An 11,414-nucleotide genomic window follows, 5' to 3' on the forward strand; every position below is an offset into this window, starting at 1 on the left:
AGCGCCCGGATCAAGCCACCAGCCGGGCCGCCAGCTTGCGGGTGCTGGCCAACACGAACTGCGAAAGCCGCTGCGCCATCACGCGCGCCGAAGGTGACAGCACCGGCTGCAGGTCACCCAGCGCGCGCGCCACGGCACCGGGCAACAGGCGCGCCACAGCGGCGGCCTGCTGAGCCACGAACTGTGGCCGCATGCCCAGTGACTGCGCCAGCAGCGCCACATGCGACGAGGTCATGGCGCCGGGCCGCCACTCGCCGCCGATGGAGAACGCGAAGTCCTGCGACAACCCGGGATACAGGCGTGTGCACATCAGGTCGTAGAAGGGCGTCAGGCTGACGCCGCGACCCGGCATGCTGTAGAGCGACAGGTTCTTGGCATGGCTGTCGTTGTTGCCCACGTACAGGTTGAAGAACACCCACTGCACCAGATGGCGCAGGTCCACCGCCGGCTGCCCGCTGTAGCGGCGCACCAGCGCCGCACAGTCGGCCAGGCCGGGGCCGCCCTCCTTCTCGTACTTGCGGTCTGACAGCTGACCGGCCAGTTGGCACAGGTCGTACTGCACCAGGCGGGCCAGGCTGCCGTCAGGGCGCAGCAGCCGGTCGAAGCGGCGCACGATGCAAGCCTGGGTCAGCGGCTCGTAGAACACTTCAGCGACGGGCAGCCCGCAATACCCTGCCGTGCGCATCACGAGGGTCTCGTTGGCCGCCGAGTGCCAGACCTTGTCGAGCCGCCGGATGTTCGGCTTGAGGATGTGTGTGGACGGCGACGCGCCCTTGGGCAGCCGCGGCATCCCGTCGGCCAGCAAAGCGATGCTGGTTTTGTCTTGTGCGCCTGCGAGCGAGATGCGCGCGTCGGCGCCCTGCAGGTCGATGGCGGCCGCCGATTGAACCGCCAGATGCTGCGCCAGGGCTTCCCAGCTGGTGGCTTCATACCGAGCCACCGGTGGGCGCTCGCCAACCGGCACAAGCACAAAACCGCCGGCCGTGTCGCCCGCCAACGCCAGCAGCAAAGCAAATAGGCTGGACGCCTGGCGCTGCTGCGCGAGGTACTGGCGCAACTCACCTTCAGGCAGCAGGTTCTCGAAAAACGCGTGGACAGCGGCGCCCGACTGTTCGCCCGGCTGAAGCGGGATGGCAGCGAGCGACCAGGGCGACGGACGGCTGAGCCAGTCGGCCGTGTACGCGAAGGTCAGCGGCGCGCGATCGTGGACGGTGCCCACGCAGTCGTCGCCGTAGAACACCGAAAGCGCGCTGGGCCGCGTCGTCATGTCGATGCGCCGGTCTTGGGCCTCACGACCACTTCCAGCCCCAGCAGGTCGAGCATCGACAGCACCTTCTGCAGCTGCAGCGTGGGCTTGCCCTTCTCCAGCTCGACGATGAAACGATTGCCGGTATTGCCCATCCCGGCGATGTCCAACTGCGTGAGCCCGAGCGCCTTGCGCCGCGCCCTCACCGCCTCACCGAGCTGCTCCGAGGTCCGAACCACAATGCCCGCATCAAAATGACCGACCGGTAACTCTTCAGCCTCCGAGCCCATGTCGAACCCCAAAATTACCGAGCAGTAATTCTAGGCCCACGACGCACACTGCGCCACGCAAAAATTCCCGACCGGTAACAGGTGAAAGGCGAGCGAAGCAAAGCCGCCCTTCAAGCCACCCGCCGCGGATCCGGCTTTGCCGGTCCGCCAGCGGGGCGGCCCCTGGGCCCGAAGGGCCCTTTCACAAGGGCCTGGGGGTAGCGAGCGCAGCGAGCTTGGGGGCTATTTCAAGCTGCGACCGGGACCAGGAAGTCCCGGCTGATGCCCACACCCAGGTCGCCCACGCGGTCGAGGAACTGCGTCAGGTAGGCATGCAGGCCGGTCGCCAGGATCTCGTCGATGCGGCCGTACATCAGGTCGGCGCGGATGCGGCCGGCCCGGCGCAGGGTTTCGCGGCTCTGGTCGTTGGCCACCAGGCGCAGGTTGGTCACCACCTCGTTCAGGCAGGCCACCAGCGAGCGGGGCATGTCTTCACGCAGGATCAGCAGCTCGGCCACCTTCTCCGGGCGGATCACGTTGCGGTAGACCTTGCGATAGACCTCGAAGCCCGAGACCGAACGCAGCACCGCGCTCCAGTGGTAGAAGTCGACCTCCTGCGCTTCCTTGGCATTGCTGCCAAAGAAGTCGCCGGCCAGCGACTGGAACTTCACGTCCAGCAGCCGCGCGGTGTTGTCGGCCCGTTCCAGGAAGGTGCCGATGCGCAGGAAGTGCAGCGCCTCGTCCTGCAGCATGGTGCCCACGGTCACGCCGCGACTGAGGTGCGAGCGGAACTTGACCCATTCGAACAACGCGCTCGGATCACGGTGGAAGTCCGTGCTCTTGATCATGCGGTTGAACTCGAGCCAGGTCTGGTTCTGCGTTTCCCAGACCTCGGTGGTCAGTGCGCCGCGCACCGCCCGGGCGTTCTCGCGGGCTGCGCGCAGGCAGCTGGCGATGCTGGAGAAGTTGGACTCGTCGCGCACCATGAAGTCCATGACGTTCTTGGCGCTGAAGTCGCTGTACTTCTCGCGGAAGCCCCAGGTCAGCTCGCTGATGCTGAGCAGACCACGCCAGCCCTGCTCGGCCTCTTCGGCCGACTGCGGCAGCAGCGAGGTCTGGTAGTTCACATCCAGCATGCGGGCCGTGTTCTCGGCACGCTCCATGTAGCGCGCCATCCAGAAGAGGTGGTCGGCGGTTCTCGAAAGCATTGTTGTTCTCCTGTCTCTCAGGCTTCCAGCACCCAGGTGTCCTTCGTGCCACCGCCTTGCGACGAATTGACGACCAGGGATCCTTCCTTCAGGGCCACGCGGGTGAGGCCGCCCGGCACCATCTGCACCGTCTTGCCCGACAGCACGAAGGGCCGCAGGTCGATGTGGCGCGGCGCAATGCCCGACTCGACGAAGGTGGGGCAGCTGGACAGCGACAGCGTGGGCTGTGCGATGTAGTTGGTGGGGTTACTTTCCACCACCTTGCGGAAGTCGGCGATCTCGGCCTTGGTGGCCGCCGGGCCGATCAGCATGCCGTAGCCGCCGGCGCCGTGCACTTCCTTGACCACGAGCTGGTCCATGTGGTCGAGCATGTACTTCAGGCCTTCCGACTCGCGGCCCAGGTAGGTAGGCACGTTCTGCAGGATGGGCTTTTCACCGAGGTAGAACTCGATCATCTTGGGCACGTACGGGTAGATGGACTTGTCGTCCGCCACGCCGGTGCCGATGGCATTGCACAAGGTGATGTTGCCGCTGCGGTAGACATCGAGCAGGCCGGCGCAGCCCAGCGTGGAGTCGGGGCGGAAGGCCTTGGGGTCGAGGAAGTCGTCGTCCACGCGGCGGTAGACCACGTCCACCCGCTTCGGGCCCTGCGTGGTGCGCATGAACACGAAGTTGTCGTCGACGAAGAGGTCCTTGCCTTCGACCAGTTCCACACCCATCTGCTGGGCCAGGAAGGCGTGCTCGAAGTAGGCGCTGTTGTACATGCCGGGCGACAGCACCACCACCACCGGGTCGTTCACGCCCGAGGGCGAAACGGCGCGCAGCGTGTCCAGCAGCAGGTCGGGGTAGTGGGCCACCGGCGCCACACGATGCTGGCTGAACAACTCGGGGAACAGCCGCATCATCATCTTGCGGTTCTCGAGCATGTAGCTCACGCCGCTGGGCACGCGCAGGTTGTCTTCCAGCACGTAGTAGGTGCCGCTGCCGTCGGCATTGCCGGCACGCACGATGTCGATGCCGGAGATGTGCGAATACACATTGCCCGGCAGGTTGACGCCCATCATCTCGGGCCGGAACTGCGCGTTGTTGACGACCTGCTCACGCGGCACGATGCCGGCCTTGATGATTTCCTGGTCGTGGTAGACGTCGTACAGGAAGCGGTTGAGGGCATTGACGCGCTGGCGCAGGCCCTTTTCCATCTCGCGCCATTCACCGCTGGGGATCACCCGCGGGATGAGGTCGAAGGGGATCAGGCGCTCGGTGCCCGAGCCGTCTTCATCCTTGGCGCCGTACACCGCGAAGGTGATGCCGACGCGACGGAATATCACCTCGGCCTCTTCGCGGCGTGAGCGCATCACGTCGCTGGGTTGCTGCTGCAGCCAGTTTTGATAGGTGCGGTAATGCTCGCGGACCTCGCTGGCGTTGACCTGCATTTCGTCGTAGGCCGTTTTCATTGGATCTCCTCTTTACCGGACCTTTAGCAACTTCCAGGCCCAAATCACCCCACGATGGGGCACTTCAAACCACTCTCTCTGTCTTGACGCCGACCTCGAGCGCATGGTCGCCGCCACCCCGAATCACGCCGCGCAACGGCGTCACGTCGCCGAAGTCGCGGCCATAGGCCAGGCGCACGTGGTCGGTGGCCGGCAGCATGTCGTTGGTCGGGTCCAACTCCAGCCAGAAACCATCGCCTTCAGCCTCGGGGCACCACACCGACACCCAGGCGTGCGAGGCATCGGCGCCGATGAAGCGGGGCGCGCCCACGCTGGCGGCCGCGGCCACCAGCGCCTCTTCACCATCGGCCTGCTCGTCGTCCGCACCGGGCGGCGTGGTGAGCAGGTAGCCGCTGACGTAGCGCGCCGCCAGGCCATGCATGCGCAGCGCGCCGATCATCAGATGCGCGAAGTCCTGGCACACGCCGCGGCGCTCTTCCAGCACCGTGGACAGCGGCGTGTCGATGGTGGTGCTGGCGCTCTGGTAGCGAAAGCCGCTGTGGATGCGGTGCATCAGATCGACCGCGCACAGGCCGATGGGACGCCCGGGCTGCAGCGATTCGTTCGCGAATTCGAACAGTTCGGGCAGCCGCGGTACGTACGGCGAAGCGACGGCGAATTCGCTGGCCGGCTCATAAGGCGCCCGCGCGGCATACCGCAGCCGGGCGGCCACCTCTTCCCAGGGCTGGGTGTCGGGCAGGCGGGCCTCATGGTCACGGGGCAGCGCCCGCACACGGCTGCGGGCCCACACGTCCAGCCGACGATGGGCACCGGTGACGGTGAAGAAGATGCGGGTGTTGCCGTAGCGGTCGCGGCCGGTGCTGTGGTGCAGCGGCTCGGGCTCGACGCCCATCTCGAAGCCTTCGACGTGCTGGAACTCGTCCTCGATCGGCCGCAGGAAGGCTTCGTGCTGCGCCAGGTCGACCGGCGCGGCGTAGTGGTAGCGGGTGACGTGCTCGACCTGCAGGGCCACGCCGGGGGTGGAGGGTAGGCGGTTCATCGGACCCTCAGACGCGGCGCAGGCGGTCACCGCCTTCGGCATGGGCAAAGTAGCGCTGGCCGACGTCGTCGGACAGCCGGGTGCCGGCCTGCTGCAGCCGGTCGGACAGCACGCAGAGCTGCTGGCGCAGCGCTTCATCGTCCAGGTCGCGCAGCTCGTCCAGCGTGATGCCGGCACCTTCGGCCGGCAGCCGTTCACGCAGCGCGTCGATGGCGCTGGCGGTACCGGGCAGCTTGCCCAGCTCGGTGCGCAGGCGGCGCAGCGTGCCGGCGAAGGCACGCGGGTTGGCGTCGTCCAGCACCAGCAGGTCGACCAGGGCCAAAAGGTCTTCATGCCGCTGGTAGCGCGAGCGGAAGGTGAGCGTGCTGTCGAACAGCTCCAGCACCAGGTCCACGCCCACCGCACTGCGCAGCGCATCAAGGTCGAGCAGCACGTGCAGCGTGTGGGCCATGCCGGCCAGCCGCTCGATCAGGCGGCCGACGGTGAGCAGGCGCCAGCCGTGGTCGCGGGTCATGCGGTCGGTCTGCGCGCCGGTGACGGCGGCCAGTTGCAGGCCCAGCCGGTCGAGCGCAGGCATGGCCTGCGCCACGGTGGGCAGCCGGTCGTCGAGGTTGGCGAAGGTGGCGTTGAATTCTTCGCCCATGCGGCGCACCAGGTTCACCTGCTCGGGCGAGAGCCGGTCACGCAGCGCGCTGGCGGAGAACTCCAGCGCGCCGATGTGGCTGGCGATGCTGGTGACCGCGGGCCGCTGCACCGGCTTGCCCTGGGCCGCGCCCGAGGCCAGCGCGGCCAGCACGCTGCGCTCGAACACCTGCGGCGCGCGCGAGGCGCTGGGCGTGCCGTAGGCCGCCAGGCCGTTGTACACGGCCAGCCGGCACAGCGCGTCCATCACCGGCGCCGGCGGGTCGAGGTCGGCGTCCATGGTGTTGAGCATCGAGCGGGCCAGGCGCACCGCCTGCTCGGTGCGCTCGGTGTAACGGCCCAGCCAGAACAGGTTCTCGGCGGTGCGGCTGCTCACCGGCCGGCGGCGGGTGGCGATGTCGTCCACCTTCAGGCGCTGCGGCAGCATCGAGAAGGTGTCCACCGGGCCGTCGGTCAGCACCCAGGTGTCGAGGCTGGAGCCGCCGTGCTGCATCGACACCGACAGCGGCGAGCGGGTGGCCACGCGGGTCATGCCGCCCGGCAGCACATGCCAGCGGCGCTCGGTGTCGGCGATGGCATAAACACGCAGCATCGCGGCGCCGGCACTGGGTTTGCCGTCGCGCCACATCGGCGTGCGCGACAGCATCAGCCGGCCCTGGGCCAGCCAGGCGTCGGGGTCGTCCTGGATGCGGCGCACCCAGTCGGCCACGCCGGCTTCGCCAGGCACGGTGGCTCGGCCGCGCTCCGGGTGCGGGAAGGCCGGGCGCAGCACCCGTTCGGCCAGCGAGGGCAGCACCGCCTTGAAGGCCGCCGCCTCGCCGCACCACCATGAAGGCAGCGACGGCATGGCCAGCTCCTGGCCCAGCAGACGACGTGAGATGGCGGGCAGGAAGCCCTGCACCGCCGGCGATTCGAGGAAGCCGCTGCCCAGGGCATTGGCCACCACCACATGGCCGGCCCGCACCGCCTGCAGCAGGCCGGGAATGCCCAGCGTGGAATCGGGGCGCAGCTCCAGCGGGTCGCAGTAGTCGTCGTCCAGCCGGCGCAACACGCCGTGCACCGGCTCCAGGCCGGCGACGGTGCGCAGGTACAGCCGGTCGGCGCGCACCGTCAGGTCACCGCCTTCCACCAGCGGCACGCCCAGGTAGCGCGCCAGGTAGGCATGCTCGAAGTAGGTTTCGTTGTAGGGCCCCGAGGTGAGCAGCACCACCCGTGGCGAGCCGCCGGCGATGTGCCGGGCCTGCGCCTCCACCGTGTCGAGCAGGCGGCGGTAGCTGGAAGCGATGTGCTGCACCCGCATTTCGCGAAAGGCCTCGGGGAACAGGCGCGAGATGATGAGCCGGTTGTGCAGCACATAGCCCAGGCCCGAGGGGCCCTGCGTGCGCTGCGAGATCACCCACCAGTGGCCATCGGCGCCCCGCGCCAGGTCGAAGGCGGCGATGTGCAGGTGCACGCCGCCGGGCGGCCGCACGCCGTGCAGCGGCCGCAGGTAGCCAGGGTGGCGGTACAGCAGCGAGGGCGGCAGCAGCGATTCGCGCAGCAGCTTCTGCTCGCCGTACACGTCGGCCATCATCGTGTCGAGCAGCAGCGCGCGCTGCGACACGCCGCGCTCGATCACCGCCCAGTCGGCCGGCTCGATCAGCATCGGCAGCAGCTCGAGCGACCAGGGCCGCGCGGCCGTGCCATCGGCGCCGTGGATGTTGTGGGTGACGCCGTCGACCTTGATCTGCTGGGCGATCAGCTCCAGCCGCTTGTCGAAGCCGGCGGGCGTTTCGTCCGCCGGCAGCCAGTCGAAGAAGCGCCGCCACGCCGGCCGCAGGTGGCCGTCGGGGTTGCGCAGTTCATCGAAGCTGTCGGGATCGGGCAGGTCGAGCTGTGCCAGCAGCCCCAGCGGTGGCGTTGGGGCGGGATCGGAAGGCAACGGGTCGCTCACACTTTTATCAGTTCACGGCACAAGTCCGCGACGTTACCCCAGCCGCAGGTCGAGCGTGAATGGGAATTCCCGGCTGGGCTGCGCCGGCGCCACCTTCATCGCCCCCGGCGTGTGGCCGTTGGCGAAGAAGCGGGCCAGGCGACGGCTTTCGGCTTCGTACGCATTGATCGGGAAGGTGTCGTAGTTGCGGCCACCCGGGTGCGCCACGTGGTAGCGGCAGCCGCCGATCGAGCGGCCCAGCCAGTTGTCCACGATGTCGAAGGTGAGCGGTGCGTGCACGCCGATGGTGGGGTGCAGCGCCGAGGGCGGCTGCCACGCGCGGTAGCGCACGCCGCAGACGAACTCGCCGATGCGGCCGGTGGGCTGCAGCGGCACCGCATGGCCGTTGGCGGTGATGACGTGGCGGTTGTCGTTGAGGCCGGTGACCTTGACCTCCAGCCGCTCCAGCGACGAATCGACGTAACGCACCGTGCCGCCGATGGCGCCCTCCTCGCCCATCACGTGCCAGGGCTCCAGGGCGTTGCGCAGTGTGAGTTCGATGCCTTGCGTGGCCACGTGGCCCACCAGCGGGAAGCGGAACTCCAGGTGCGGCGCGAACCACTGCGCATCGAAGGCGAAGCCCGCGTGGTTGAGTTCGGCGATCACGTCGTCGAAGTCCATCTTCACGAAGGTGGGCAGCAGGAAGCGGTCGTGCAGGCCGGTGCCCCAGCGCGTGAGCCGCGTGGTGCCGTTGCCCTTGTAGGGCTGCTTCCAGAACCACGACACCAGCGCGCGCAGCAGCAGCTGCTGCACCAGGCTCATGCGGGCATGGGGCGGCATCTCGAAGGCACGCAGCTCCAGCAGGCCCAGCCGGCCGGTGGGGCCATCGGGCGAGTAGAGCTTGTCGATGCAGAACTCGGACCGGTGGGTGTTGCCGGTGACGTCGATCAGCACGTTGCGCAGCATGCGGTCGATCAGCCACGGCGGGCACTGACCGTAAAGGCCGATCTGCCGCTCGATCTCCTTCATCGCGATCTCGGCCTCGTAGACCTGGTCGTCACGCGCTTCGTCGATGCGGGGCGACTGGCTGGTGGGGCCGATGAAGAGACCGGAGAACAGGTAGCTCAGGCTGGGGTGGTTGTGCCAGAAGGTCAGCAGGCTGGGCAGCAGGTCGGGCCGGCGCAGGAAGGGGCTGTCGCCCGGCGTGGCGCCGCCCAGCACGAAGTGGTTGCCGCCGCCGGTGCCGGTGTGGCGGCCGTCGACCATGAACTTCTCGGTGGACAGGCGCGACTCATGCGCCGCCTGGTACAGGAACTCGGTGTGGTCCACCAGTTCGTCCCAGTTCTTGGCCGGGTGGATGTTGACCTCGATCACGCCCGGGTCGGGCGTGACCTGCAGCATCTTCAGGCGCGGATCACGCGGCGGCGGGTAGCCTTCCAGCACGATCTTCATGCCCAGCTCGGTGGCGGTGGCTTCCACCGCCACCAGCAGCTCCAGGTAGTCTTCCAGCGCCGACAGCGGCGGCATGAAGACGTAGAGCACACCGCTCTTGTGCTTGGCCAGGGCCTCGGCCTTGGGGCCGTTGGCGCGCATCGGGTCGCGCACTTCCACGCACAGGCCGGTGCGGGTGATCCAGCCCGCCGACTCGAAGCGCTGCGGGAAGCGGGCATCGGACGCCGCCGGCGCCTGCAGCGCGGCGGAACGGCCCTCGCCCTGGCCGCCGACCTGGCCTTCTCCGGTGCCGGGCGCCCACGGCGAGCCACCCGGCTGGAAGCCCTGCACCACCGGCGACATGCCGCCCACGGCGGTGACGCCACCCGGCGTGCCGAAGGCCACGGCACCGGCGACACCGGTGCCGGCCGTGCCCACCGGGTATTGCGCACGCAGCGCGGCGGCGCTGGGCAGCGCTGCCTTGGGCGAGAACGGGTCCTGCTCGATCAGGTACGGGTAGTCACCTTCCTTGACCCAGGGCAGCGAGTCCAGCGGCAGGCGGTAGCCCATCGGCGAATCGCCGGGCACCAGGTACATGCGCTCGTCGCGGAAGAACCAGGGGCCGGTGACCCAGCGCGGGCCGCCGACACCGGGCGCCTCGTTCGGCTTGAGCGGCAGCAGGTAGCCCACCACGCTTTCCAGGCCCTGGTCGAACACGCGGCGCAGGCGGGCGCGTTCCAGCTCGTCGCCCAGGCGCGAGTCGAACGGGTCGACGTTGACCGGCAGGCGGCGCTCACGCCACAGGTAGTACCAGGTGTCTTCGTAGCCGGGCTGCACCCACTTGTCTTCCACGCCCAGCTTGCGCGTCAGCGTGTGGACGAAGGCCTTGGCATCGTCGCTGGTGTAGTGGTGCTGCTCGCGCTCGTCGGCGAACAGCGCCGGGTCCTGCCAGCAGGGCTCGCCATCGGCGCGCCAGCAGATGGACAGCGCCCAGCGCGGCAGTTGCTCGCCCGGGTACCACTTGCCCTGTCCGAAGTGCAGGAAGCCGCCCGCGCCGTAGCGGTCGCGCAGCTTCTGCGTCAGGCCCTGGGCAAGGCCGCGCTTGGTGGGGCCCAGCGCATCGGTGTTCCATTCGGCACCGTCGCGGTCGTCGACGCTGACGAAGGTGGGCTCGCCGCCCATGGTCAGGCGCACGTCGTCCTGCACCAGCTGGCTATCCACCTGGTGGCCCAGCGCCAGCACCTGCTGCCACTGGTCGTCGGTGTAGGGCATGGTCACGCGCGGCGACTCGTAGATGCGCGTGATCTGCATGTGGTGCTCGAAGGTCACCTCGCACTCGTCCACCGCGCCTTCCACCGGAGCGGCGCTGGAAGGCTCGGGCGTGCAGGCCACGGGAATGTGGCCTTCGCCGGCCAGCAGGCCGGAGGTGGGATCGAGGCCGATCCAGCCGGCGCCGGGCAGGAACACTTCGCACCAAGCGTGCAGGTCGGTGAAGTCGACTTCGGTGCCGCTGGGGCCGTCGAGCGACTTGACGTCGGGCTTGAGCTGGATCAGGTAGCCGGAGACGAAGCGCGCGGCCAGGCCCATGTGGCGCAGCACCTGCACCAGCAGCCAGCCGGTGTCGCGGCAGGAACCGCTGCCCAGCGTCAGCGTTTCTTCGGGCGTCTGCACGCCGGGTTCCAGGCGCACCAGGTAGCGGATCTCCTGCTGCAGGCGCTGGTTGATGCCGACCAGGAAATCGATGGTGCGCTGTTCGGTGCGCGGAATGCTGTCGACCAGCGCCTTGAAGCGCGGCGACAGCTCGCACTTGGACAGGTAGGGCGCCAGGTCGTGCTCGGTGCCGGGGGCGTACTTGAACGGGAAGTTCTCGGCCTCGGGCTCGAGGAAGAAGTCGAACGGGTTGTAGACCGCCATCTCGGCGACCAGGTCGACCGTGATGGTGAATTCGGTCGTTTTCTCGGGGAAGACCAAGCGGGCCAGGTAGTTGGCGAACGGGTCCTGCTGCCAGTTGTTGAAGTGCTGGGTCGGCTCGACGCGCAGCGAGTAGCTCAGGATGGGGGTGCGGCAGTGCGGCGCGGGCCGCAGTCGGACGACTTGGGGGGAGAGGCTGACGCGACGGTCGTAGCGATAGCGCGTGACGTGGTTGAGAGCGACGTGAATGGCCACGAACGGTTCCTTTATCTGACTTCGGATGCGATGCAACTTCCACGCCA

Annotated in this window: 7 protein-coding genes; all 7 read right to left on the bottom strand. The window is 68.5% G+C overall.

Annotation, left to right across the window (positions count from 1 at the left end; translation table 11 throughout):
• Positions 1–10 precede the first annotated feature (10 nt).
• The 7 genes from MW290_RS26480 to MW290_RS26510 all read right to left on the bottom strand — a co-directional run bounded on the left by MW290_RS26480 (position 11) and on the right by MW290_RS26510 (position 11,367).
• Positions 11–1,267, bottom strand: coding sequence for a type II toxin-antitoxin system HipA family toxin (locus tag MW290_RS26480; protein ID WP_250197335.1), 1,257 nt, complete (start codon positions 1,265–1,267; stop codon positions 11–13).
• Complete coding sequence (locus MW290_RS26485; protein ID WP_250197336.1) at positions 1,264–1,536, bottom strand: helix-turn-helix transcriptional regulator; 273 nt, start codon at positions 1,534–1,536, stop codon at positions 1,264–1,266. Before MW290_RS26485 ends, MW290_RS26480 begins: the two co-directional genes overlap by 4 nt.
• Positions 1,537–1,763: 227 nt before the next feature.
• A complete protein-coding gene (locus tag MW290_RS26490) occupies positions 1,764–2,723 on the bottom strand; it encodes an alpha-E domain-containing protein (protein WP_250197337.1) in 960 nt (319 codons plus the stop codon).
• Positions 2,724–2,740: 17 nt separating this feature from the next.
• A complete protein-coding gene (locus MW290_RS26495; protein ID WP_250197338.1) occupies positions 2,741–4,177 on the bottom strand; it encodes a circularly permuted type 2 ATP-grasp protein in 1,437 nt (478 codons plus the stop codon).
• 64 nt (positions 4,178–4,241) lie between these two features.
• A complete protein-coding gene (locus MW290_RS26500; protein WP_250197339.1) occupies positions 4,242–5,216 on the bottom strand; it encodes a transglutaminase family protein in 975 nt (324 codons plus the stop codon).
• A 7-nt stretch (positions 5,217–5,223) separates the two neighbouring features.
• Complete coding sequence (locus MW290_RS26505) at positions 5,224–7,779, bottom strand: circularly permuted type 2 ATP-grasp protein (protein ID WP_250197340.1); 2,556 nt, start codon at positions 7,777–7,779, stop codon at positions 5,224–5,226.
• Positions 7,780–7,824: 45 nt separating this feature from the next.
• Positions 7,825–11,367 carry a transglutaminase family protein gene (locus MW290_RS26510; RefSeq protein WP_250197341.1) on the bottom strand — a complete coding sequence of 1,181 codons (3,543 nt, stop codon included), beginning with the start codon at positions 11,365–11,367 and terminating at the stop codon, positions 7,825–7,827.
• Positions 11,368–11,414: the final 47 nt, after the last annotated feature.

Origin of the sequence: Aquincola tertiaricarbonis (genome assembly GCF_023573145.1) — a bacterium.
Taxonomy (GTDB): domain Bacteria; phylum Pseudomonadota; class Gammaproteobacteria; order Burkholderiales; family Burkholderiaceae_C; genus Aquincola; species Aquincola tertiaricarbonis_B.